Raw genomic sequence first — 25,261 nt, forward strand, 5'->3', positions numbered from 1 at the left:
ACACCAATGTGCACGTCAAATCTCCTGCGTGATCTTATTGAGTAAACCCAGGCACTGCGGATGAATGGGGGCGGCAGGGACGGCCGCTCAGCACGATTGCGCCAAATCGGTACGATCAATCATTCGAACACTGGCAAACGTCGATTCGTTTCGTGCCTGGTCGAGCGCTGTCAGTGGTCTGGTCGATGAGTGCCGGGTCGTCGCAAGCGTTGCCGGTTTGCGACTCATTTCAGAGCCGGAATAGCTGGGCGCTCGCCAAAGCCGGGCTGCTCGACGGCTACGAGTGCAGCGTGCATTGGGGATTTTTGGCTGCCATGCAGGAAGCTTTCCCCCGAGTCAGCATCAGCGTGAGTCTCTTCTCTTTGGCGATCGACATTCAAGCGTCCTGACTGAGGGGGTAGGCGATCAAGGGGAGCTCCTGTTGCCCCTCCTGAAAGCGGCAGTCTTCAACGCTACTGTTCTTATCAACTGTTCTTATCAACTCTGTCATCGCGATGTGGCCACCGCAGTGAAAAGTTGCGCCACCTTACCCGGATTGTCCGACAATCCAGTTGCCTGATCGCGCCACCTCCGTGCCCGATATCGACACGGAAAACTTTGCACTCGCAGATGATGCCGGGGTTTTGGCCGTCGCGCGCGATCAAGCAATCAACCAGGCTCCGAGCAATCACAGCCATTAAAAAAAGCGGCCCTTTGGCACCGATAACATCGTTTCTCGGCGGTGCTGCTTTTCACTATATTGGCCGCCAGATCCGGTGAGTGACTCAACATTCACCGCCCTCAGTGCGAGTAGTCTTTATGAATAAAAAACCAGACGACGCAGGGCTTGTTAATGCAGGTTTGGGAACCCGGGCAGTGTGGGGCGGGGAGCAAGTCAGGCATCCCTACAATGCTACTCAAACGCCTATCGTGGTCAGCGCCGCCTATGGTTATGACGACATCGACGTCTGGTACGACGTAGCGTTGGGCAAGGCCCCAGGTTTTATTTACAGCCGCATGAGCAACCCGACGGTCGAGACCCTCGAGGCAAAGATTTGCGAGCTGGAGCTGGCCGAATCCGGCGTGGCGTTCAGCAGCGGGATGGCGGCGATCAGCAGTGTGCTTTACACCTTCCTGGCCCATGGCGATCGGGTGGTGTCGACCAAGGACAGCTATGGCGGCACCAACAAGATTTTCGAAGAGTTCCTGCCGCGCACCGGTGTGAACGTGACGTTGTGCGAAACGTTCGATCACGAAGAAATCGAACGCGAAATCGCCAAAGGTTGCCAGTTGGTGTATCTGGAAACACCGACCAACCCGACCCTGAAAATACTCGATATCGAGCGTCTGGTGGCTGCGGCCAAGCGCGTCGGTGCCATTGTGGTGGCGGATAACACCTTCGCCACGCCATTGAATCAGAACCCGCTGGCGTTGGGTGTGGACGTGGTCGTTCACAGTGCCACCAAGTTTCTCAGCGGCCACGGCGACGTGCTTGGCGGCCTGGTGTGCGGTAGTGAATCACTGATGGCCAAGGTGCGTCATTACCGGGAAATCAACGGTGCGACGCTCGACCCGTTCTCCGCCTACATGATCATTCGTGGCATGAAAACGTTGGTGCTGCGCATGCGTCAGCAGCAACGCAGTGCCCGCGCACTGGCCGAGTACCTCTGTGTCGAACCGTTGGTTGAGTCGGTCAATTATCCCGGTTTGCCCGGCCATCCAAATCATGCGGTGGCGTGCGCGCAAATGCGCGGCTTCGGTGCAATCGTCAGCTTTGTAGTGGCGGGCGGCATGGACACGGTCAAGGTGCTCTTGCCACGCCTGCGATTCGCCCACTGCGCGGGTAATCTCGGTGCGGTGGAAACCATCTACGGTCCGGCGCGAACCACCAGCCATGTCGAGAACACGCTGGAGGAACGCTTGGCCCTGGGTATCTCCGAAGGACTGGTGCGGGTCTCGGTCGGCATTGAAGACACTGAAGATCTGCTCGACGATTTGAAGCAGGCGTTCGCTTTTGTCAGGTGTTGGCGCGATGAGCTGGCACAGGCAAACACACAGCACTCAAACAACAAAGCGTGCATCGAGGCAGCAAACTGAAGTTTTGACGTCAGTACCTCACTGCAAGGATGTGAGTGGGGCGTTCATGAAGTGGAATAATAATAAAACTTAGTGGCGATCTGTTTTTACTCTGCCGTAACTCATCGCAGACGTTAATTCGTGCCCTAACAACTTTCATGAGAACAACCATGTCCATAAAAGAACAACAACTTCATTCGCATTCCGGTTTTAAACAGGAAATGCAAACACGGCATATTGTCATGTTGGCATTGGGCGGCGTCATCGGTACCGGGCTGTTTCTCACGTCCGGGTACACGGTCAATCAGGCCGGTCCGTTGGGTGCGGTCATCGCTTACATCATCGGCGCCCTCATGGTTTACATGGTGATGATGTGCTTGGGCGAATTGGCGGTGCAGATGCCGGAAACGGGTTCGTTCAGCACCTACGCCACGCGTTTTCTCGGCCCCGGTACCGGCTACACCGTGGCGTGGTTGTATTGGCTGACCTGGACGGTGGCAATCGGTTCTGAATTTACCGCCGCCGGGATTCTGATGGCGCGTTGGTTTCCAGACACACCGGTATGGATCTGGAGTGCGCTGTTCGCAGGCTTGGTGTTTCTGACCAACGTGGTTTCGGTGCGATTGTTCGCCGAGACCGAATTCTGGTTGTCTCTGGTCAAAGTGGTCACCGTGGTGGTGTTTCTGCTAATCGGTGGTGGCGCGATTCTCGGCCTGCTGCATATTGATCAGGCTCACAGTATCGGGCTGAGCAACTTCACTCGCGAGGGGCTTTTTCCTACCGGGTTTATGCCGATTGCCATGACGTTACTGGCGGTCTCCTTTGCGTTCTCTGGCACTGAACTGATCGGAATCGCCGCAGGTGAAACCAAGGATCCACAGCGCAACGTGCCGCGTGCCATTCGCACGACCGTGCTGCGCCTGGCGATCTTTTTCGTGGGGACCATTTTCGTCCTGGCCACCTTGTTACCCCGTGAGCAGGCCGGCCTGGTAGAGAGTCCATTCGTGACGGTGTTCACCTACATCGGGATTCCATATTCGGCCGACATCATGAACTTCGTGATCATCAGTGCCTTGCTGTCGGCCGCCAACTCAGGTTTGTATGCCGCGTCACGGATGCTCTGGACCCTGAGTGACCAAGGTCACCTGCCCAAGCGGTTCTCGGCACTGACGCGTATGGGCACGCCGCTCAACGCGATTATTGTCAGCATGGCGGGTGGGGCGGCCTCGTTGCTCAGCAGTGTGTTTGCCGCCGGCACTATCTATCTGGCGCTGGTGTCGATCTCTGGATTGGCGGTCGTAGTGGTCTGGATGAGCATCGCTGCGAGCCAGATTGCTTTCCGCCGTCATTATGTGGCCAACGGCGGTGACATCCGTGACTTGAAATTCCGTGTCCGGGGTTATCCGTGGGTGCCGTTGGGAGCGCTGGCCTGCTGCAGTCTGGCGTGTGTCGGGATTGCGTTCGATCCGGAGCAGCGCGTGGCGTTGTACTTCGGTCTGCCCTTCATCGCCTGGTGTTATTTCGTGTATTACATTACCCGCAAAAGCCGCGAGCGACGCTTGTCGGTTGCCCCCTTGGCACAACCGTCCGACGCGTTCTAGTCAGCGTCGACGGGATGGGCAAGTGTGCTCGGTGGAGGGGGCGTCCAAGAGGTTCAAGCCATGAAGCAAAAGACGCTACCCCCATTGAACTGGCTGCGGGCATTCGAGGTGTCTGCCCGCTGTTTGAACTTCACCCATGCTGCCGAAGAACTGTTTTTGACCCAGGGCGCGGTCAGTCAACAGATCCGCCAACTTGAGAGCCATCTTGGGGTGGCATTGTTCAAACGCTTGCCCCGAGGCCTGGGACTGACCGAGGAAGGCCAGGCTTATCTGCCGGTGGTGCAGGATGCGATCACGCGACTGGCCGTGGGGACCAACGAGATTTTTGGCCAGCACAAACATCGGCCAATCAAGGTGCGTGGCAGCCTGGCGTTCTTCGTGCATTGGCTGGCGCCCAAGCTGGCGGGGTTTAGCCAGGCGCATCCGCATGTCGATATCCGCTACATCAGCAATATCTGGGTCAAGGAGCTGGACGGTGAGGATGACATGGAGATTCGCTGGGGCCACGGTCAATGGCCCGGCCTGGTGTCGCAGCGCCTGACCTGGGACACGCTGTTTCCGGTCTGCTCGCCGGACCTGATGGCAAGGTCGCCGCTGACGGCCCCTGCGGATGTGTCGCAGCATCCGCTGTTGCATGTTCTGGGTTACGAAGAGGGTTGGGGGTACTGGTTGAATATGGTCGGTGCGGACACCGTCGACTTCTCGACCGGCATGCAGTTCGACACATTGATCTCGACGTTGCGCATGGCCGAGTTAGGGCAGGGGATCGCCCTGGCGCGGTCCTCGATGGTGGAGGAGATGCTTCAGGATGGACGATTGGTCGAGCCCTTTACCCAGCGTATCGAAGCCAGCGAGTCTTTTTACCTTGTACGCGGTTCCGGGGCCGAGCAGCACCCCGACGCGGTGATGTTTTCCACCTGGCTGGTCGAGCAGGCACATCGTTTCAAATGAATGGCCGGAGCCAACCATGCGTTATGTGAGTACCCGAAATTCGGCCGTGCAGGTCGACTTCGAACAGGTCGTATTGTCTGGCATTGCCGAGGACGGTGGGCTGTTCGTACCGCTCGAACTGCCACTGTTTGAACCGCAGGACATCGCCAACTGGTCGACCTTGCCCTATGACGAACTGGCCTACAGGGTGATCAGTCCGTTTGTGGGAGAGGCGATCCCCGAGACAGACCTCAAGCGCCTGCTCAAAGAGGCCGGCAGTCAATTCAGCCATCGCTCCCTGGCGCCTTTACATCAGGTCGATCGTAACGAGTGGGTGCTGGAGCTGTTCCACGGGCCGACTCGTTCCTCGAAGGATTTTGCCGCGCAGTTGCAGGCACGGCTGGTGCCGTATTTTCTGCGCAAGCGCGGGCGTCGCGGGGTGGTGATCGGCGCCACCAACGGCGATACCGGGCTGGCGGCCATCGAGGCGTTCAAGCACTGCGAGGAAACGCTCGTGGTGGTGTTTTACCCGGAGGCGGGCGTGCCCCGGGACCAACTCCAGCATCTGCAAGCAGCGGCGCACCCAAGGGTTCATCAGTTTGCAGTCAACGGCAGCTTCGACGAGTGCCAGACCATCGTCACCCGGCTGTTCCGACAATGGCCGTATGCGCAGTACGAGGTGATCAGTTTCAACTCCAGCAACTGGGTCAGTGTGTTGGCGCAACTGGTGTTTTACTTCCACGCCGTGTTGCAACTGGGAGGCGGCCAGCGCCCGATCGGTTTCAGCGTACCGGCGGCGAGTTTTGCCGAAGTGTATGCAGGTTACATCGCGCAAAAAATGGGCCTGCCGATCACCCAGATGATTGTTGCGACCAACCAGAATGACGCGTTGCACCAGTTGTTTCAGAAGAACCACTACAGCAGGTCACGAGCCAACAAGACGCTTTCGCCTGCCATGGACCTGTCGATCTTTTCCAATCTGGAACGATTCCTTTGGGAACTCTACGGGCATGACGACCAGGCGGTGTGTGCCCTGATGGAGGGGTTCGAGTCCAGCGGTGAGATGGTCATCGCCAACGAGTTCTGGTTGCAGGCGCGGATGATCATCGACTCCTACGCAGTCAGTGATGAGCAGACGCTGACGGAAATCACCTCGTTGTATCGCGACACCGGTTACGTCATCGATCCGCATACGGCCACTGGCGTGCTGGCCGCCAGGTTGTATCGGCGAAGCCTGGTGGCGCCAATGGTGACCCTGGGGGAAATCTCACCGGTCAAGTCGGCGGTACTGCTTGGCGAGTTGGGCATCAGTGTGGCGGGGCTGCAACCTGAGGTCGCGACGCAAGGGCAGGCGCAGGTTTACCGGATTCAACCGGACGATCTCGACACCATCCATGAGCTGCTCGGCGCGCTGTGAAGGCGCGGCAACAGGAGGCCACGTGAAGCGAATTCTGGACCCTCTCGATGAACACATCATCGCGCAACTACAGCTCAATGGCAGGGCTGCACACGCCGAGCTGGCGGCCAAGGTCAATCTGTCACGCAATGCGGTGCGCCAGCGGATAGAAAGACTTGAACGCGACGGTGTAATACAGGGATATACGGTACGCACGGGGGAGGGGCGACAAGCCACGTCGAACATCAACGCGGTGATTTTCGTTTACCGCTACGACCGTATGCGGGGGGCGGAAGTGTTGCAAGCGCTGCGGGCAATTCCGGAAGTCATCCAGTGCGATGTCATGAGCGGCGAGTTCGACCTGATGCTGCGAGTGGGCGCTGCGAGCCCGCAGCGGGTGCACAAGGTCTGGACTGAAATTGCCGCGTTGCCCGGGGTGGAAAACACCGTGACCTCCTTCGTGCTGTCGTCTGTTGTATAGCCCATTTTTTGTACCGCTAAAGCCAACGAATGTTGGCTTTTTTTACGCCTGAAGCTTTGTCCTGACACTGGTCAAAACGCCCACAAAATAGAGCAAATTGGCCTATTTCACTGCCCTCGGCTCAGCCCTAATCTAGTGCCCAACAACCCATCACCCGGATCAAGGGCATAACAAAATGACTGAATACAAATTGGCGCTGGTTGGCTTTGGTGGCGTTAACCGGGCATTGGCTCAGCTGATTGCCGAACGTAACGAGCAGTGGAAAACAGAACTGGGTTTCACCCTGAAAATCGTCGGTGTGACTGACTTGTTTCTCGGTTCGGTGATTGGCCGCGAAGGGCTGGACGCCAATGTGCTCGCCCAATTGCCGGCCGTCAAAGGTGCATTGGCGCAACTGTCGGGTGGCAACGTCACAGCGCTCAATGAAGCGGTGATCAAGGATTGCGGCGCGGACATTATTGTTGAAGCCACGTTTACCAACCCGGTGGACGGTGAACCGGCGACTTCGTTCTGCCGTTGGGCGCTGGAGGGCGGCCAGCATGTCGTCACCACCAACAAGGGCCCCATCGCCTTGCACGGCGCCGAACTCAAGGCACTGGCTCGACGCAAGCATGTCGCCTTTGAATATGAAGGCTCGGTCATGAGCGGCACGCCGGTGATTCGCCTGGCCAGGCAGGCGCTGGCCGGCAGCTCCATTATTGGTTTTGAAGGAATTCTCAACGGCACGTCCAACTTCGTGCTGACCAGCATGGAGGGCGGCCTGGGGTTTGCCGAGGCCGTCAGCAAGGCTCAGGAGCTGGGTTACGCCGAAGCCGACCCCACGGCAGATGTCGAGGGTCATGACGTACGCCTCAAGGTGGTGATCCTGGCGAATGAACTGCTGGACGCGAAGCTTACGGTCAGCGACGTCACGTGCAGCGGCATTTCGTCCCTCAGCCTTGGCGACATCGAAAAAGCCCGGCTGGACGGCGCTCGCTGGAAGCTGATCGGCTCGGCGATGCGTCATGCCGACGGCTCGATCAGTGCCAGTGTCGAACCGCGGCTGTTGAACAACGACCATCCGCTGGCCAGTGTGGGCGGCGCGACCAATGCGGTGTCGTTTACCTCGCAACTGCTCGGTGCGGTAACCGTTTCGGGACCGGGAGCCGGGCGCACGGAAACAGCGTTTGCGCTGCTCTCGGACATCATCAGCATCCATCAATCCATCGCACGCAATCAGGAGTAAGCCTGTGAAATTATCGCGCCTGGTTCTGGATATCGTGGAGCCGCCCATTGAAGTCTTTAACGCCTATGACGGTTCCATCATCGGCAGCGTAACAAATGTCTGTGCGTCGCAAGTTCCGCAGTTGTTGGAGACGGGGCGCAGTGGTGTACGAGCGTGCGCCGCGTTAGCGCGTCATCGTCGGGCTCGCATTCTTGAGCAAGCCGCAATCAACATCGAACGTGATGCCGGTGTGTTTGCCAGGCTGATCGTCGACGAGGCCGGAAAGACCCTCAAACAGGCGGAAAAGGAGGTCAAGCGCTGCGTCAATACCCTCAAGCTGTCGGCCGAGGAGGCCAGGCGCAATGCCGGGGAGGTGGTGCCTTTTGACGCTTATGAAGGTTCCGAATCGCGTCAGGGCTGGTTTTCCCGTGAACCGCTGGGTCTGATCGTTGCGATCACGCCGTACAACGATCCGTTGAACCTGGTGGCGCACAAGCTCGGTCCCGCCATTGCGGGCGGTAACGCGGTGATTCTCAAACCCTCCGAGCTCGCGCCATTGTCGGCGATTAAACTGGTGTCTTATCTGGTCGCAGCAGGCTTGCCTGAATCAGTGGTCACAGTCGCCACCGGCGGCGCGGAACTGGGCAAGGCGTTGGTCGCCGCCCGTGAGGTGCGGATGATTTCCTTCACCGGCGGCTTCGTCACCGCAGAGCAGATCGCCCGCACGGCCGGGTTGAAGAAACTGGCCATGGACCTGGGGGGCAATGCGCCGGTAATCGTCATGGGCGACTGCAACCTTGAGGCCGCTGTCGAGAGTTGCGTGTCCGGAGCCTTTTGGGCTGCGGGGCAGAACTGCGTAGGCACCCAGCGCTTGCTGATTCAGGCGTCGATTTATGAAGCGTTCCGAGAGCGATTCGTCAGCCAGGCCCGTGCGCTTGTGGTCGGCGATCCATTGCTGGCCGTTACCGATATCGGCCCGATGATTACTGCGCAAGCCGCTCAGAATGCCGAGCAAGTGGTGAACGAGGCCTTGCAAGAGGGCGCCACCTTGCTCTGCGGCCATCGGCGTGAAGGATCGTGCTACGCCGCCACCGTGTTGGAGAATGTCGATCACGCCAGTCGACTCTGGTGCAATGAAGTCTTCGCTCCGGTGGTGGTGCTGCAATGCTTCGAGAGTTTCGATGAAGCCATCGCATTGGCCAATGAGCCCGAATACAGCCTGCATGCGGGGATCTTCACCAATGATCTGGCAACCGCGATGAGCGCCGCACGGAGAATCGAAGCCGGGGGAGTGATGATCAACGACTCTTCCGACTACCGCTTCGATGCGATGCCGTTTGGCGGTTCCAAGTACGGTAGCCTGGGCCGGGAAGGCGTACGTTTTGCCTACGAGGAAATGACCCAACCCAAGGTGGTGTGCCTTAACACGTTGGGTTAGTCGATTCGCGGTAAAGGGATCAGCTCGTATGGCATTGGGTCGGTTTGGTCGCCGGCCCAATGCGTTTTGCTGAATGGGGATTGAATGTTGCCACTGAGCTGATAATCGCCAAGAAAGCAGCTGGCGCCGCTTACACACCGCCGTACTGATACACGGTCGCACTCCAATACCGGCTGCCGTTACGTTTTTGGCGAGCCCATCCGTCGGCCACCAGTTGATTGGCGATCATTCGATTCATAAAGCCATGACCGAGCAGCAGAACCGGTCCATCGCTGGCAAGGGACTGCAATCGTTTAGCTGCCGTGCTGGCGCGGATCCTCGCAGTGCCGGCGGATTCGACATTGCGTGAGTAACCGCTCAGCCATAAGACCCGAAGAATAAATGCCCAGGTAAACGGCGATAGCCGTGGCAGTTTCCAATGACCCCAAGGTAGTTGTGCTTCGCAGAAAAGTGCGTCGACCAATGCAGGCTTCAGGCCGAGCGCCTGGACGGAGGTCAGCGCACGAGGCGCGCTGCTTGAAACAATCACCGTGGCGGTTGCGGCGAGTTGCATACTGGCTTGCGGGACCGGGTGGTGGGTAATTTCGGATTGGTTGTATTGCTTGATCCAGTCTTTCATCTCGAGCACTGAGATTTTGTCGGTTGCGGCCAGTTTTGGCTGGCCGTGACGCATCAGGATTATTTCCCTGTTCACAGTTTTACGTCCTTGTTCTGGTGTGTGGTAAATGACTAAAAGGTGCGGTTTCAGTTGTCGACCATGACGGATGAGCTTTTTTTCTTCGAGGCACGCGCACTGTGGTTTTCGAACCAGCCGTGATCACGGTACCACGCCACGGTGTCAGTGATTGTCAGCTCTAACGCCCGGAAACTCAGGCCAAGCTCCTGTTCGCTCTTGCGGTGGTTGAAACAGGTGCGGTCCTTCTCTCGTATCAACAGACGCAACGTGGCCATGCTCAGCAGAATGGGCTTGCCGGTAAGGCGCGCATAGATCTCCTGCACAGCCGCCAAGGTGTATAGAAAGGGGAGCGGTAGTTGTCGAACGGGTGTCTTGACGCCCGCTATACGTCCTAGAACAGGGACCAGCTGACGCATCGTCATATGCCGGCCCGCCGCGAGATAGCGCTCACCTCGTCGGCCTTGCTTGGCGGCAGCAATCTGCGCCAATGCCACATCACGGGCATCGACAACGGAGAAGCTGCCAGGGATCAGCCCGGGCAACTTGCCGTTCACGACATCGTTGACCAACTGTCCCGAGGAGGTCGGGCCAATGTCGGCAGGACCCCACATCCAACCGGGCAGGACCATGCAGGCATGCATCTCGGGATGTGCTTCCAGGAACGTCAAGATGACGCGGTCGGCGAGAATCTTGCTGCGGTAATAGTCATCCGCGTCGGCGTCGGCCCGCAGACATGTCTCATCGATGGACATGCCAGGTGCGCCGTCGAGCACGGCAATGGAAGACGTATGGATGAACCGTCGAATACCGGCGCGGTAGGCCTGGTGAATCAGGTCCCGCGTACCGGCGACATTGATCTTTTCGAGTTCCGTCCAGTGCCTGCCACCCTTGTAGTTATCGCGAAAGAACGCCGCGGTGTGAAACACCGTATCGCAGCCTTGTAGCGATGCCGCGAATGCGTCGACCTCGGCCATGTCACCAACGACCAGTTCCACACCCGGCAGATTGTTGAACTGCTGTTCACCTTTGGCTCTTGAGCGGACCAGGGCTTTGACCGCATAGCCACGAGCGACCAATTCACGCACCAGGTTGTTGCCCAATAAACCGGTTGCGCCAGTAACGAATGCACTGTGCATGGCTCAACCCTCGGCCGGATAGGCGAACGGCATCAGCACCGCACTGTCGAAGAAGACTTCTTCACGAATGGCCAGGCCGTTTTTGAAGGTGAAATGTGCGGCGTAGTGCGCGGTAATATGGCGTCCATGAGGTGGAATCACCCGGCCTGGCAACACCAAGGGGGCGGCGAATGTGCCGGTCAGGTAGGCAGTCAGCGCCAAACGATCGTTGCCGACGGCGAATGGGCTGAAAATCACTTGGGCATCGGGGAGCGCTTCGAACAATGCGATCTCTCGTTTGCGCATGGCTTCGCGACCGGTTTGTATCCCCGTGCCATCGAGGTAGATGAAGTCTTCGCAAACCAGCGCAAGCATCGCCTCCACATCACGGCGATTGAAGGCACTGGCGGCGCGTTCCGCATAGTCGTTGGGTCCAGTAGTCATGCAGTCCATTCCATTCGTTTCGAGGGCCTGTAGATATACCTTTGAGGCCTCTGCCGAAAAACAGCGACTACTGCATAATGGCTTTTCACATATGCAGACCAGGGAGGACAGGACGCATGGCGTTGCAAGCAAATTGGGATGATCTTCGTCTGCTGTTGGCAGTCTCGCGGCGTGGCAGCTTTCTTCAAGCTGGCCAGTTGCTGGGTATCGCGGCGTCTACCGTGTCCCGCCGCCTGACCCAACTTGAGGTCGCACTGGGCGAGCCACTCGTCGAGCGGGGCGTTGAAGGATGCTGGTTGACCTCGCGGGGCCAATCCCTCGTGGAAGTTGCCATGGCTGCGGAAGCTGGCTTGAGGCGTCAAACCGCCGCTGGCCTATCCGAGCTACACACAGAGTTATCTGGCAGTGTCCTGGTCAGTGCAGGGGAGGGGTTCTCGTCTTGTGTGCTGGAGGCCGCGAGTCGCTTCACTTCCCTGCACTCGCGTTGCTCGGTGGAGCTGATGGTAACAGCCGACTTTCACAAGATCGTCCGCGGCGTGGCAGACATTGCTGTACGTACAGCTCATCTGGGTGAGCCGTCGCTGATTTATCGACCCATAGGCCGGCTCGCCTACGGTGTCTTCGCTGATGCAGGTTATCTGAAGCGGTTTCCAGGGGTGACCCCGGCCACTGCGGTCAATATTGCCTTGCTTCCCCCATTGGACATGTTGCCGCAAATGCGTGCGGCAAAGGCCGGTGGTCTGGACCGCGCGCAGATCAGCGTGAACTCGTTCACCGTGCAGCTCGAATCGGTGAGGCGAGGTATGGGGGTGGCGGTACTGCCCCGTATATTGGCGAAGGATCTGATCGGGTTGTTCCCGGATCTCCTCCTTCCAGATATGGAGGTCTATCTGGTGACCCGGCCTCAGGCATTGAAGCAGGCCCACATCAAATGTTTTTTTGCCATCCTGGAGCAGGTGCTGCTTGAAACCCTATCCATGGAAAATGTCGAAGATTACCTCTTAGGGGGACCACCTCCCATAATGTAGTGTTGGAGCTACAAAGGATTAAAATTTAGATGCATGATCCGGCAAAATGCCGGTTTTTTGTTCCCGCCGTTCGTCCACTGCTCGGCACTTGCAATGCTTTGTCATCTCATATGTATAAGCACGGACATCCCGCGCATCAGAACGGAGAGCAGCATGGACATTGACGAAAATGCCCCTGGAAACAAATCTCAACAGGGCGTAACGGGCGGCACTGATAACGAAACAGGCCATGATCCGAAGGGGAAAGAACCTGAGGTTCCGCTGCCTCCGGACGACGAAGCGCCTGTCGATGAAGAAATGGTCGATGTGGACGCCACCAATTCGGTGTCGAGCGAGCATCCCGAACCCTAATTGTTTCCAAGTCGATGAGCCCGGCCACTGAGCCAGGTTTTAGTTTGCGGAATTCAACTTCCCCAATATATCCGTGTACAGCCAGACGCAGTCGCTTGCGCTGTTTTCGCTGGGCGGCAAAAGCGGATAGAAATTATTCTGAAAGACGTTGAAGGGCTGAAGGGTAGGTGTGCCGCAGGTAAGTGCGGCACTGGATAGATCAAGAAGTTGAATACTCGAGATACAGTCGCTCCAGAGCCTCTTGGTATTTATCTCCCTTTATAGTTTTTTTCAGCACCGCCAGGGCTTCGAGCGCCGATGCTGCAGCCATCGCCTCGTTTTCACCCCGGTATGCGGCGCGCAGCCTTGCTGCTGCAACTATCGATTCTTCAGTCGTTGGCATGTTGTTGCCCTCGAAGGATTGAATCTCACTGATAGCCGCAACCCACCACCATTTCAAGTATCAGAGAACCCTGTGACAACCAAGCAACCCGACTGGTAGGCAATCGAACGCGCCTGCCGGGATAAACCCCAGAAACGACAAAGCCCTGAATAATCAGGGCTTTGTCGGTACAAATATGGCGGAGGCGATGTCTTTTATTTTGATGTTCATTCACGTCCATTGATGTTCTGTTTGGTGCGTAAAACAACTTCAAAAACAGTCAGTTATGAAGATTTTTGTCTTTTGTGTTCCGTGTACAACCACGGAAAGCCAGGGGCCAAGGTATGGGCTGGAGTATGGGCTGAGACTGATCTAGATTGAGTCATCATCTGTGCCTGCAAGTTCAGCCAAAGCTTTTGCTTCGTGCACAAAGCGTGGTGAGCCCGAAGCCTGTAAATACAGTCAAGGTCGTGCTCACCAAAGAACATTTTGACATGGCTCTAGATCAATGATTCCAGGCGGAAAACTATTGCGACTGCCTCCATACTTGCCCCCCCGATTGCAAGACGTACTCGGGCAATCGCGACAGGGTATGCTGAATCCATTCCAGTATGGCACTGGGTGGTTTTCAGTGTAGCTCCATATTGAATTGCCCGGACCAGGCGAAAACCGGGTGCTCCGGGGCGATCATTGCAAGCCATCAAACAATATCGTCAATCACGATATGCCGTTGTCCACGACTGCACTGCTCAATCCGAGCCTCAACCTTGTAAACGCTGCGCAGCATCAATTCGGTAATCACCTCGTGACTCGGGCCGCTACCTTGCGTGGTGCCGTCGGCAATTACCAGAACCTGATCGGCGAAACGCAGTGCCTGATTCAGATCGTGGATGGCGATGAACACAATGACCTCGCGTTTTCGGGCCAGGCTGCGCATGAAGTTCAGTACCTGAACCTGCCGATGCATGTCGAGGGCGCTAGTCGGTTCGTCCATCAGCAGTATTTCCGGTTCGCGCACCAGGGTTTGCGCGATGGACACCAACTGTTGCTGACCGCCGCTGAGCTCACCGAGGTTGCGAAAGGACAATCCGGTTATGTCCAGCGCAGCGAGAATCTCGTCGACCAGTTTCAGTTCGTCATCATGAACGACCCACCCCGGTGTCAGTTGCTTGCGCGCCAGCAACACGGATTCATAAACTGTCAACCGCGCACTGGCATTCAGACCCTGCGGCATGTAACTGATGCCCGTCAGCCCTTTTTTCGACTCCTGCAAAATCACCTGTCCGGGGCCGTCGATCAGTCCGGCCATTCGTTTGAACAGCGTCGATTTGCCCGCCGCGTTGGGCCCGACTACGGCGACCACCTGACCGCCGAAAAACGTCGCCGTCGAGACATCACGAATGATCTCGCGCTGGCCGTAGCGGGCACCGAGATTCTCCAGCTGCAGCTTCACCATGAGTTTTTCTTCCCGCCGAGAATCAGAGATATGAAGAACGGTACGCCGATCAGCGACGTGACCACGCCGATGGGGAATATCGCGCCGGGGATCAGGGTTTTGCTGACCACGGAGCTGGCCGACAGAATCAACGAGCCGGTCAACAAGGAGGCTGGCAGGAAAAACCGCTGGTCCTCACCGATCAGCATACGGGCGATGTGCGGACCGACTAGCCCGATGAAACCGATTGTGCCGACAAACGCCACGGGAAACGAGGCGAGCAGGCTGACCATGATCAGCGTCTGAAAGCGCAGGCTGCGTACGTTGATGCCGAAACTGGCGGCCTTGTCGTCGCCCAGGCGCAGGGCGGTCAGGGCCCAGGCGCGTTTGGCGAATATCGGCAGGGTGATTAGGATCACCAGACAGATAATGCCGAGTTTCGGCCACGTAGCTTTGGTCAGGCTACCCATGGTCCAGAACACCACGGCGGCCACGGCTTGTTCGGTGGCGAAGAACTGCACCAGCGCCAACAGCGCATTGAAGGTGAACACCAGCGCTATACCGAGCAACACGATGGTTTCGGCGGTGACGCCGCGACGCATGCTCAGAAAGTGGATCAGCAGCGCCGACAGCATGGCCATGATGAACGCGTTCAGCGGCACCATGAATTGCGCCGCCAGCGGGAACAGCGCGACGCCGAATGCCAAACCCAACGCCGCGCCGAAGCTGGCGGCGGCGGAAATACCCAGGGTGAATGGGCTGGCCAACGGGTTGTTGAGGATCGTCTGCATCTGCGCGCCGGCCAGCGACAACGCCGCGCCAACGGCAACCGCCATTAACGCCACCGGCAAGCGGATATCCCACATCACCACGCGCACCTGCGGTGAAGCGCTGTCTGGCGAAAACAGTGCGCCGAGCACTTCGCTGAGGCTGTAGCTCGCCGGACCCAGGGCCAGATCGAGCAGCACGCTGCACATCAACAGAATTACCAACCCGGAAAGAATCAGGCGTTTACGCAGCACCAGACGACGGTAGGTTTCGCGCTGCACAACCACGGCGTCGGTCAATGAGCTCATGGCTTGACCTCGGGTTGGCGCAGGCTGACAAAGTAGCCTGACTCATACGGTACCGGCAGGAAGCGCTCATGCAGTTCGCGGAATGACGCGTCCGGATCAAGATCGGCAAACAGCTCCGGATGGAACCATTTCGCCATTTGCTGAATGGCGACGAATTGGTAGGGACTGTTGTAGAACTGATGCCAGATGGCATGGAAGGCTTGATTGTCCTGGGACTTGATGCCGGCATAGGCCGGACGCTGGGTGTACCACGCGAGTTTTTTCCTGGCTTCTGTCATGTCCGCGCCCGGACCGACGCCGACCCAGTGGCCGCCGGGGGCAAAAGCTTCCCAGTTGGCGGTGGTGACCACTACGTGCGCAGGATTGGCAACGACGACTTGCTCGGGGTTCAACTGGCCGAACGTGGTTGGAATGATGCGGCGGGCAATGTTGTCGCCACCGGCCATATCGACGAACAGGCCAAAGTTCTCGTTGCCGAAACTCAGGCAGCAATCATCGGTGTAGCCGCCGATGCGCTCAATGAACACGCTGGGGCGGGGCGGGTGTTGTTTCTCGATGATGTCGGTGACGCGATGAATCTGCTGGTTACGGAAATCGATGAAGGCTTCGGCTCGTTGCTCCTTGCCGAACAGTTGGCCGAACAGGCGCATGGTCGGTTCGGTGTTCTGGATCGGATTGTTGCGAAAGTCGACGTACACCACCGGGATGCCCAGGGCGTCGAGCTTTTCGATGTAGCGCGCATCTTCGGTGGCGTGCTGCGCCTCGATGTTGAGGATGATCACGTCCGGGCGCTGCGAGATGGCCTGCTCGATGTCGAAAGTGCCCTCCTCAAACCCGCCGAAGGTGGGGATCTTGGCGATGCCGGGGAATTTACGCAGGTAGGCGTTGTACGTGTCCGGGTCCGACTGGATCAGATCCTTGCGCCAGCCGACGATGCGCTCGATCGGGTTTTGAGTGTCGAGGGCGGCGACCAGATACAACTGCCGGCCTTCACCGAGGATGACCCGCCTGACCGGCAAATGAACCTTGACCTTGCGCCCCAAGAGGTCGGTGACTTCGGTGCGCGCCGCGTCTGCTTCGGTGGCGTGGGCATTGCGCGGCATCAGCGAATACAGGCTCAGCAGTCCTGCCAGTAACAGCGCAGCAAAAGCGAGGCTGCGTCGATCAAAAATCACCATGGTCAAAGCCTTTGCAAAAGTCAGTTCGGTCAACGGTTCACACCGTCATCCGGCTGAACGTTTCAGAAGTCGACAGTCGCCGACAGTAATAAGGTGCGCGGTGAACCTTGGGAGAACGCGCCATAAGAGGCGACGCCCGACCAGTATTCGTGGTCGAACACGTTCTGCACGGTGGCGCGGAACGTGGTCGGTCGTTCATCGATGCGGGTGGTGTAGCGTGCGCCGACATCGAAACGGGTCCAGTCATCCAGTTTTTGCGTGTTGGCCTGATTCACGTACTGGCTGCCGGTGTGGATAGCGCCACCGGTCAGCGTCAAACCTTCGACCCACGAGGTGTCCCATTCGGCCCAGAGGTTGGCCTGAACTTCGGGTACGCCGACCGGTTTATTGCCACGGTTGGCGGCCACGCCGGTTTTGGTCAGTTCGGCATTGAGCAGGGTCACTCCACCGAGCACACGAGTGCCCGGAGTGACTTCGCCGAATACATTCAGCTCCAGCCCGCGATTGCGTTGTTCGCCCTGGACCGAAAACACCCCGGAGGTCAGTTCGCCGCTGGGTTTGGTGATCTGAAACAGGCTGAGGGTGGAGGTGAAGGTGCCGTAGTCGGCCTTGACCCCGAGTTCATGCTGACGGGAAATGTAAGGGGCGAAAATCTCGCCGGCATTGGAAGCGGTGGAGGGCGCGATGTCGCCTTTGCTCAGGCCTTCAATGTAGTTGTAGTAGAACGAAACGTGATCCCAGGGCTTGAGCACTGTCCCGAACAACGGTGTGGTTCGGCCGTCATCGTAGGACGTGGTGACGACGCCGGACGCATTGTAGTTGTCGGATTTGATGTTCTGTTTGCGCATGCCGAGGGTCATCTGTGCACGGTCATCCAGAATCGACAGCGTGTCAGCCAGCGCCACGCCGGTCAGTTCGCTCTCGGACACTTTTGGCGTGTCCGGCTTAGGGATGGAAGGCTTCGGGCGATCCACCGGGTGGTAAATATTGGAGAGGATCGGCGCGCCGGAAATGATCCCGCGAGACAACACGTCGCGGTAACGACTGACCTGCAAAGCCGTGCGATGACTGATCGGCCCGGTGTCGAAACGCAGGCGCGCACCGGCGTCGACGGTGTAACGCTCGACTTCGAACTTGTAGTAACCGGGGATCGACGAGGTGTCGCCAGCGGCGTTGATAATGGTCGGGGTCTGGTCGGACATCCGAGCAACATCCGATTTGCCGCCGCCCGCGTGGGCGAACACGGTCAGGGTGTCGCTGAGGTCGTATTCGCCGCTGAGCAACGCCGATTTGTCACGGGTTGTCGACCAACCCCAATCCTGACTGACATTGGTTCGGCCGTTGGCGGCCGAGGGAATGTCCACGCCCGAAGCGATCAGAAACGGTCGTGAGGCAGCGTCGAAGCTTTCTTTCTGGTTGAGCCAATCAAAGGTGGTGCGCAGGCGTTCGCCCTGATAATCGAGGGAAATGGCGCCGATATCGACATGGCGCGATTGATCGTCGATCACCGTATCTCCCAGCTGTGTGCTGCCGTTGATGCGCACACCGAAGCGGCGTTCTTCACCGAAACGCCGACTGACATCGAGGTGACCACCGAGCTGCGAGTCCATGGCGTAACTGGCGGTGAAACGGGTCAGGTCTTCATCGAGGGAGCGCTTGGGCACCACGTTGATGACGCCGCCGACCGCGTTGTTCGGTGACATGCCATAGAGCAGGGCGCTGGGGCCTTTGATCAGTTCGATACGCTCGGCGTATTCGGTGAACACCCGGTAGTTGGGCGCCACGCCGTACACGCCGTCGAATGCCAGTTCCCCCAAATTGCCTTCGCCGACGGGAAAGCCACGGATGAAGAACGAGTCGACAATCCCCCCGGTCTGGCCAGTGGAGCGTACCGATGAATCGCGCTCCAGCACGTCGCCGACGGTGACTGCCTGTTGATCCTTGATCAGTGCCGAAGTGTAGGTGCTGACGCTGAAAGGCGCGTCCATCACATCGGTATTGCCCAGAATGCCCAATCGTCCGCCGTTGGCCACCTGGCCGCCGGCATACACCTGCGGCAAAGAATCGGCGCGCTTTTCAGTGCCGATGACGGCCGTTTCATCCAGTGTCACCCGGCGCGGGACCAGTGTGTAGCTGCCGTCGCTGCGTAAAACCATGTCCAGGCCACTGCCTTCCAGCAAACGATTGACCGCCTCCTGGGTAGAGAAACTGCCGATCAGCGCAGGACTGGTCAGGCCTTCGGTCAACGATGGCTGGAACGACAGAGCAATGCCGGCGCCCACCGCGAAGCTCGACAGAGTGGCACCGAGTGGCCCGGCGGGGATGTTGTAGGCGCGGACCGCGACAGCGTCCAGTTGCACCGGCACGACGGCCAAGGCAAACGGGCAAACGGCACCGATCAGGACAAGGCTTAGCAACGCACTGCGAACAACTGGTTTGAACTGACGATCCGGGCGCAGGAGGCGTGCAGCAAGCATGGATGAATGAGCCTATGAACAGGGCGAAAAAGTGCTTCTCCCCTGTAGCCAGTCAAGATCAAAAAAAGTATCACCGGTTCGGTAAATATTTTTTGACTCAGGCCGGGGAGAGCATGACCCAGTAGCCATTCAAATGGCCGCTGACGAGAATCGGGTAGGTTTGCGCCAGCATGTTCAACGTGCGCTGGCTGTCGCTGATGGGGTAGGCGCCGGAAATGCGCAGATCGGCAAGTGCCGGATCGAGACGCACGAAGCCACGGCGATAGCGCGTCAGTTCGGCGACGAAATCGGCCAGGCGCATTTTGTCCGCCATCAGCATGCCTTGGGTCCAGGCGCCGACGTAGCGGTCGGCGACGCTGAGCTGGCCAAACGTATGGGAAGAAAAGTCGGTGCGTTGACCGGCATTGACGATCAGCGGTGTGCTTTGGCGATTTTCCGCGAGTTCGACTTTCACCGCGCCTTCCAGCACGACAAGGTGAGTGCGAGGTTGCAGTTCTCGAACGGTAAACCGTGTCCCTAGTGCCTGCATGCGGCCCTGACGGGTGCTGACCAGAAAGGGGCGGGCCATCGGGGAAATGTCCGGTGCGGTTTGCACCAGTATTTCGCCTTCGCGCAGGTGGATGAGGCGTTGACTGGCGTCGAACAGCACGTCGATGGCGGTGTCGGTGTTCAGGGTGATTTTCGAGCCATCGGCCAGAGTCAGTTCGCGCTGCTGACCGACGGCCGTGTGATAGTCGGCGGACCACTGCTGCGATTCGGCCAGTTTCCAGCTGCCCCAACCGGCTGGCAGGATCGCCAGAATCATCGCCAGTTTGCCCAGCGCCGCGCGCCGTTCCGGGCTGCTTGGGCGATCGAGTGCCGACATGGCCAGTGACGGTGGCAAGCCGCCGAGTTTGGTTTGCAACAACTGCGCGCGCGACCAGGCTCTGCTGCGTTCGGGCGTGCTGACTTTCCAGCAGTCCCATTCGGCACGTTCGGTGTCACTGAGTTCGCTTTCACTCATGCGGATCAACCAGTCGGCCGCTTCTTCAAGGGCCAGGTGGTCGAGGTGCGGTTCACTGCGCCGTGCGAGCATTCATTCCACCAGCAACAGGCACTGCACGAAGGCTTGCTTCATGTAGCGTTTGACGGTGATCAGCGAAACGCCCAATTGCTCGGCGATGTCGTCGTATTTCAGGCCGCTGATCTGCGACAGCAGGAATGCGCGTTTGACCAGCGGTGGCAGGGCGTCGAGCATCGCGTCGATTTCGTGCAGGGTCTCCAGTACCATGAAACGCAGTTCCGGCGAAGGCACTTCCGGCGCAGGCACATGAGCGAGGGCATCGAGGTAGGCGCGTTCCAGCGCCTTACGTTGATACCAGTTCACCAGAATGCCTTTGGCCACGCAGCTCAGGTACGCGCGAGGTTGCTCGATGACGGTGACCTGGGACGCGAGGATGCGGGTGAAAGTGTCCTGCGCCAGATCCGCCGCATCCATGGCGTTACCCAGTTTTTTCCTCAGCGTCGCGTACAGCCAGCCGTGATGGCCGCTGTACAGGGCTTCGATCGCGCGCAGGTGATTGTCATTATTCGCGGGAAGGGTTTCGCTCATGGCTGCAGATTTTCATGCAATTGAGAAGTATTCCCAATGCTAGTTTACAAACCCGCTGCGACGCAAGCGCCGATTGTTGTCCTGTTCAGACTTGCGGCAGACGGCGCAACGCAGCAATCATCGTGTCGATTTCCGCCTCGGTGTTGTACGCATGCAGTGACGCGCGGCTGACCTCCGGCAAGTCCCTGTGCTGCATGTCGAGCAGGGTTGAGCGGAACGTCGAGGTGGTGACGTTGATGCGTTTTTCCTGACTGGCCAGCCACTGCTGAACCTGCGCGGCGCTGCTATTGCAATGAGTGAAGGTAACGATGCCGGATTTGACCGCCCCCAGGTCTCGCGGCGTCACGCCCGGGATATCTGCCAGTCGCTGGCGCAGATAATCCGCCAGATGTTGAATCCGCAGCCACATCGGTTCGATACCTTGGGCCAGTGCGTATTCCACCGCTGCCCCGAGGCCCAGTTTGGCGGCGACATTACACTCCCAGTTTTCGAAACGCCGTGCATCGGGGCGGATTTTGAACGCGTCCGCGGTTTGCAAAGACGCTGCATGCAGGTCGAGAAACGCTGGCTCCAAGTTCTGGCACAGCGATCTTTCGACATACAAAAATCCCATCCCTCTCGGTCCGCGCAAGTATTTGCGGCTGGTAGCAGCGAGCATGTGGCAACCGATTTTCTGCACATCAATCGGCATCTGCCCAACTCCCTGGCAAGCATCGAGCAAAAACAGCACACCCGCCGCGCGGGCGAGGGCGCCGATCTGCTCGATGGGTTGCACCGGCCCGCCGTTGGTGGCGATCACGGGCAGAGAGATCAGCGCAACCCGATCATCGTCGAGCATATCCTTGAGCGCCGATAACGAGACCTGGCCGTGCTCATCGTTGGGAATGACGCGAATCTCGATGCCGCGCTGCTGCTTCAATTGCAGATAAGGAATGTAGTTGCCGGCGTACTCGGTAGTCGACGTCAGTACCACATCGCCGGGTTGCAGCGGCAATGAGTAGAACGCCATGTCCCAGGCGCGCGTCGCGTTTTCGATCACCGCGATTTCATCCGGTTGCGCGTTGATCAGGCGCGCGATGGCGCCATAGACATTGTCCACTTCAGCCGATTGGTGCCCGGCCGCTTCATACCCGCCAAGACTCGCTTCAAGCTGAATGTGGCGGGTCATGGTTTCGATCACCGGCGCGGGCATCAGCGCCGCGCCGGCGTTGTTGAAGTGGATCAGTTGCGTGACGGCGGGTGTGTCGGCACGCAGTTGTTCAATGTTCAAAAGCTAACTCCTTGATCAATCCCCGGGCGGGGCAGGACTCGGTTGCATCACCGCAGGCCAGTAACGCAGCGCAACAATCGGGATCAGCGCCACGACGTAGGCCAGGCAAACGAACAGATAGGTGTACTGCAAACCGTAGACCTGACTGAGCAGACCACCGGCTGAGATCCCTGCAATCGAGGCAAATTGCGCGGTGCCCTGAGCGATTCCCAGCACATGGCCCTGCTGCGAGCTGTCGGCGGTTTTCGAGATCAGCGCCATCAACACTGGCGTGGTCGCACCCAGCAATACGCCCCAGATAAAGTAGGCGATGACGAACACCAGCGGATTACGGGTGACGCCCGCCACGGCGGTGAGGACGATGCAGCCGATGACGACGTAGGTCATGCGCTGCAAAGTGTCTTGCTGGCCACGGTGTTCGAAATAACGCGACCACGCAGTGGCCGACAAAATGAAACCCAGCGCCAGCAAGCCGTAGCACAGGCCGACCACTGAATTGCTGACCTCGAACACCGAGCTGACATACAGCGAGAACGACGTTTGCGGCAGCATCCGCGCCAGCAACAGAATGCCCATCACGCCGAGCAGCGACAGCAACGGCGAACCTTGCCAGAGGCTGTCGGAACGGCTGGCCGGCGCGGGCTTGTCCGCGACCACTGCTTTCTTCACCGGCGGCACATCCGGCAAGGTCACGGCGGCGATCACGGTGCACACCGCACACAACGCCGAGGCGATGATGTTGATCCAGAAGAACGTCGCGTAATCGAGGATCAAACCACCAACTACCGCACCCAGCAGTGAGCCGACGTTGGTCGAGATTTGCAGAATGGCGAACAGCCGCGCCCGTCGCGAAGGCGCTTCAATGCTGACGCCATACGCCTGCGCCGGAGCGATGTATCCGGCGAACGCGCCTTGCAGGAAACGCAGGATCAGAATGACCCAGATGTCAGTGAAGAGGGCCAGCCCAAGCTGGGTCAAAGACAAACCGGCGAGGGCGCGGATCATCATCAACTTGTGGCCGTAGCGATCACCGATACGGCCCCAGAATGCACTGGTCAGAATAATGCCCAGCATCGGCCCGACGTACACGGCGATGCTGGCGAAGCTGAAAACCGACTCCGAAGTCGTCAGCCCACGCAGGTGGACAGGCCAGAACGGCCCGCTCATTTCCATCGCCCCCATCGACACCAACTGGATCGCAAATAGAAGATAAATCAGGATTCGTACTCTTGAACCCTGGATGACACCTGCATGGGACATGAGTCAGCCTCGGTTAAACGCTAGCGAGCGGGTTGGTCAGGGTGTGTTGCAAACGATAGTTGCTGTACTGCATCAAGTGCATGCGCAACAACGACCGGGTCGGCCATGGATCTTCGACGAATGCCTTATGCTCGGTTTCCCACACTGTCGACGATACACGATCGCGCACGGCCTCGAAGGCAAGGTCGGTTTCCTCGCGCAAGACTTGCCACAGCCGCGTGTTGTTCAAACCGTACTCCTTGGTCAGCCACAGGGCGATCTCGTGCAGATGCGTGAGGAACGCCGCGTCCAGCACAAACATGCGCACCGGCTCGATATCACCGCAGAACACCGTCGGCAGAATACCCGGCTGAACATGCGGTTGCAGGCTGTAGCCACGTTCTTCCAGCAATGGCGCATAGGTGCGGCCATCGCCGAAATCACGGATCAGCAGACTACGTGCTTTGCCGTCGGGGGAGAACAGCACCATGGTGTTTTGCTGGTGGGCTTCGAGGCCGATGCCGTACATCAAATAGATCGCTACCACCGGGTGGGTGACCACTTTGGCGTACTCGCGGAACCAGCCCTCGACCTGCGCTGCATTGGCCCGCACGCCATCACGCTCGATCAGATCGGTGAACAATGGCCGACCGCTGCCGGGCAAACGAGTGAACAGCGAGGCGACGGTAATCGGCAGGCAATCGTCATTGCGTTCGAACGCTGGCGCACTGGCGCGATAGACCACGGACAAATGACGGCCCGGATGATCGTCCTGGGTGACCGCGTTTTTGTAACGCACACCGATTTCTTCCGGGAAGATTTCCAGGCGCTGATCGAAGCCGTTTTCGGCCTCCAGAATCTTGGTGATCAGCGTGCTGATGCGCGGTCCCATGTGAATCGATTTGGCTTGCAGGCTGCGCAGCTCGCTGGTCATCCATACGGCGATTGGCAATTTGATCAGCGGCGCACATTCGTCCAGCACCGGCATCATCGTGCGGTAGGACATGGTCGGCAGGGTTGGGATGTCCGGGCCGTCGGTGATCAGGATGCCTTCTTCGATTTCCGCCGCGAAGGTCTTCAGCACATAGGCCTGCAAGTGCCAGGCGTGAATCGGCAGCGGCAGCCACTCGGTTTCGTCCAGGCCCTTGCTGTTGAGCGAGGCTTTCCATTGTTCCCATTGCGCCGGAAAGTTGCCAGCGAACCAGTCGTGGTAACTGGTCACGTGAGGCATGCTTTCACTTTTTGCGTTGTCGGCGCGCAACGCGGCGATGCGCAGCGGCACCTGCGCGTTGAACTCGGGCGACAGTTGCTCGACTTCCTCATCGGTCAGGCCCGGCCGGGCTTTCCACGTCGGGTAGTACGGATGGCCTTCCAGTGAACCCCACTGGTCGAGCAGAATCGCGGCGTCCTTGGTCTTGGCGTGCTGGCGCAGGTAGTCAGTGAAGCTGTTGAGCCCTTGATCCTTGGCGGCCTGTTGCAGTCGGGCGTTCCATTGCTGGCGATGCTGACGGGCGTGAGCGTCGTTGGTCAGGCTGTTTTCCATGTCGGATTTGAGCCCGGCCACGCCTTCGTCAGTAGGTTCGAAGTCGAAGCTGTCGCGCAGCACATCCAGCATGTCCTGATGGCTGGTGATGACCTGGCGCACACCTTCGTCGGTCACCAGCACCACGTCACCGTCATTGACCACCGTGTCGGCCGGGCCTTTGGCGATGTCGGAAAAAGCCAGGTGGGCGCGGCCGCCCTTGAGCGGGTAAGTGGCCTGGTTGCCCTCGACGGAAAAGCTCAGGGCCGAACGGTCGAGGATGTTTTCCGCAAAAAGGCAGCGAACCAAGCGACGCATGGCGTTTTTGCGGGAGTAGGCGATGAGTGTCTTGAAGTCATTCATATCAGCGGTCTGCTCGTCGTAAATTGAGTA

22 protein-coding genes and 2 pseudogenes are annotated in these 25,261 nt (G+C 58.6%); 10 read left to right on the forward strand and 14 right to left on the reverse strand.

The annotated features are described in order from the left end of the window. Positions 1-87 precede the first annotated feature (87 nt). A pseudogene (locus tag ACYZUA_RS14395) lies at positions 88-240 on the reverse strand (GlxA family transcriptional regulator); the annotation flags it as partial. A 2-nt stretch (positions 241-242) separates the two neighbouring features. On the opposite strand from ACYZUA_RS14395, the pseudogene ACYZUA_RS14400 reads away from it, so the two are divergent. From ACYZUA_RS14400 to ACYZUA_RS14435, 8 genes and pseudogenes are all read left to right on the forward strand, one after another. Continuing rightward, a pseudogene (locus ACYZUA_RS14400) lies at positions 243-365 on the forward strand (GlxA family transcriptional regulator); the annotation flags it as partial. A 433-nt stretch (positions 366-798) separates the two neighbouring features. Further along, positions 799-2,076 (forward strand): cystathionine gamma-synthase family protein, encoded by a 1,278-nt coding sequence (locus ACYZUA_RS14405; RefSeq protein WP_461963741.1) that lies wholly within the window; start codon positions 799-801, stop codon positions 2,074-2,076. Positions 2,077-2,225: 149 nt separating this feature from the next. Continuing rightward, on the forward strand, positions 2,226-3,656 hold the full coding sequence (locus ACYZUA_RS14410) for an amino acid permease (RefSeq protein ID WP_461963743.1): 1,431 nt from the start codon (positions 2,226-2,228) through the stop codon (positions 3,654-3,656). A 60-nt stretch (positions 3,657-3,716) separates the two neighbouring features. Next, on the forward strand, positions 3,717-4,607 hold the full coding sequence (locus tag ACYZUA_RS14415) for a LysR substrate-binding domain-containing protein (protein WP_461963745.1): 891 nt from the start codon (positions 3,717-3,719) through the stop codon (positions 4,605-4,607). 16 nt (positions 4,608-4,623) lie between these two features. Then, positions 4,624-6,003: a threonine synthase gene (gene thrC / locus ACYZUA_RS14420; protein ID WP_461963747.1), complete on the forward strand. Its 1,380-nt coding sequence runs from the start codon at positions 4,624-4,626 to the stop codon at positions 6,001-6,003. Positions 6,004-6,025: 22 nt separating this feature from the next. Then, a complete protein-coding gene (locus tag ACYZUA_RS14425; protein WP_461963749.1) occupies positions 6,026-6,463 on the forward strand; it encodes an Lrp/AsnC family transcriptional regulator in 438 nt (145 codons plus the stop codon). Between the two features lie 175 nt (positions 6,464-6,638). Then, on the forward strand, positions 6,639-7,688 hold the full coding sequence (locus tag ACYZUA_RS14430) for a homoserine dehydrogenase (RefSeq protein WP_461963751.1): 1,050 nt from the start codon (positions 6,639-6,641) through the stop codon (positions 7,686-7,688). A 4-nt stretch (positions 7,689-7,692) separates the two neighbouring features. Next, on the forward strand, positions 7,693-9,105 hold the full coding sequence (locus ACYZUA_RS14435) for an aldehyde dehydrogenase family protein (protein WP_461963753.1): 1,413 nt from the start codon (positions 7,693-7,695) through the stop codon (positions 9,103-9,105). 130 nt (positions 9,106-9,235) lie between these two features. Here ACYZUA_RS14435 and ACYZUA_RS14440 read toward each other — a convergent pair whose 3' ends face one another. From ACYZUA_RS14440 to ACYZUA_RS14450, 3 genes are all read right to left on the reverse strand, one after another. Further along, on the reverse strand, positions 9,236-9,778 hold the full coding sequence (locus tag ACYZUA_RS14440; protein WP_461963755.1) for a histidine phosphatase family protein: 543 nt from the start codon (positions 9,776-9,778) through the stop codon (positions 9,236-9,238). A gap of 71 nt (positions 9,779-9,849) precedes the next feature. Continuing rightward, positions 9,850-10,917: an SDR family oxidoreductase gene (locus ACYZUA_RS14445; RefSeq protein WP_461963758.1), complete on the reverse strand. Its 1,068-nt coding sequence runs from the start codon at positions 10,915-10,917 to the stop codon at positions 9,850-9,852. Positions 10,918-10,920: 3 nt separating this feature from the next. Further along, entirely contained in the window at positions 10,921-11,340 is a 420-nt protein-coding gene (locus ACYZUA_RS14450) for an ester cyclase (RefSeq protein WP_461963760.1), read from the reverse strand. 116 nt (positions 11,341-11,456) lie between these two features. On the opposite strand from ACYZUA_RS14450, the gene ACYZUA_RS14455 reads away from it, so the two are divergent. Together ACYZUA_RS14455 and ACYZUA_RS14460 are read left to right on the forward strand one after the other, a co-directional pair. Beyond that, positions 11,457-12,368 (forward strand): LysR family transcriptional regulator, encoded by a 912-nt coding sequence (locus ACYZUA_RS14455; RefSeq protein WP_461963762.1) that lies wholly within the window; start codon positions 11,457-11,459, stop codon positions 12,366-12,368. Between the two features lie 153 nt (positions 12,369-12,521). Continuing rightward, positions 12,522-12,719 (forward strand): hypothetical protein, encoded by a 198-nt coding sequence (locus ACYZUA_RS14460; RefSeq protein WP_461963764.1) that lies wholly within the window; start codon positions 12,522-12,524, stop codon positions 12,717-12,719. A 199-nt stretch (positions 12,720-12,918) separates the two neighbouring features. Here the strand turns inward: ACYZUA_RS14460 and ACYZUA_RS14465 are convergent, their stop codons facing one another. From ACYZUA_RS14465 to ACYZUA_RS14510, 10 genes are all read right to left on the reverse strand, one after another. Beyond that, entirely contained in the window at positions 12,919-13,158 is a 240-nt protein-coding gene (locus ACYZUA_RS14465) for a hypothetical protein (protein ID WP_461963767.1), read from the reverse strand. A 622-nt stretch (positions 13,159-13,780) separates the two neighbouring features. After that, entirely contained in the window at positions 13,781-14,536 is a 756-nt protein-coding gene (locus tag ACYZUA_RS14470) for an ABC transporter ATP-binding protein (RefSeq protein WP_309677054.1), read from the reverse strand. After that, positions 14,530-15,591, reverse strand: a complete 1,062-nt coding sequence (locus ACYZUA_RS14475) for a FecCD family ABC transporter permease (RefSeq protein ID WP_095129830.1) — start codon at positions 15,589-15,591, stop codon at positions 14,530-14,532. Before ACYZUA_RS14475 ends, ACYZUA_RS14470 begins: the two co-directional genes overlap by 7 nt. Then, entirely contained in the window at positions 15,588-16,769 is a 1,182-nt protein-coding gene (locus ACYZUA_RS14480) for an ABC transporter substrate-binding protein (RefSeq protein WP_461963979.1), read from the reverse strand. The genes ACYZUA_RS14475 and ACYZUA_RS14480 overlap by 4 nt, the downstream gene beginning before the upstream one ends. Before the next feature lie 62 nt (positions 16,770-16,831). After that, on the reverse strand, positions 16,832-19,246 hold the full coding sequence (locus ACYZUA_RS14485) for a TonB-dependent siderophore receptor (RefSeq protein WP_461963770.1): 2,415 nt from the start codon (positions 19,244-19,246) through the stop codon (positions 16,832-16,834). A gap of 97 nt (positions 19,247-19,343) precedes the next feature. Further along, on the reverse strand, positions 19,344-20,321 hold the full coding sequence (locus tag ACYZUA_RS14490) for a FecR domain-containing protein (RefSeq protein WP_461963772.1): 978 nt from the start codon (positions 20,319-20,321) through the stop codon (positions 19,344-19,346). Continuing rightward, positions 20,322-20,837: a sigma-70 family RNA polymerase sigma factor gene (locus ACYZUA_RS14495; RefSeq protein ID WP_127926867.1), complete on the reverse strand. Its 516-nt coding sequence runs from the start codon at positions 20,835-20,837 to the stop codon at positions 20,322-20,324. 85 nt (positions 20,838-20,922) lie between these two features. Beyond that, entirely contained in the window at positions 20,923-22,107 is a 1,185-nt protein-coding gene (locus ACYZUA_RS14500) for an aminotransferase class V-fold PLP-dependent enzyme (RefSeq protein WP_461963774.1), read from the reverse strand. A gap of 15 nt (positions 22,108-22,122) precedes the next feature. After that, entirely contained in the window at positions 22,123-23,367 is a 1,245-nt protein-coding gene (locus tag ACYZUA_RS14505) for an MFS transporter (protein WP_461963776.1), read from the reverse strand. A 13-nt stretch (positions 23,368-23,380) separates the two neighbouring features. Continuing rightward, on the reverse strand, positions 23,381-25,231 hold the full coding sequence (locus ACYZUA_RS14510; protein WP_461963779.1) for an IucA/IucC family protein: 1,851 nt from the start codon (positions 25,229-25,231) through the stop codon (positions 23,381-23,383). Positions 25,232-25,261: the final 30 nt, after the last annotated feature.

This window comes from Pseudomonas sp. LS2P72, from assembly GCF_054897865.1.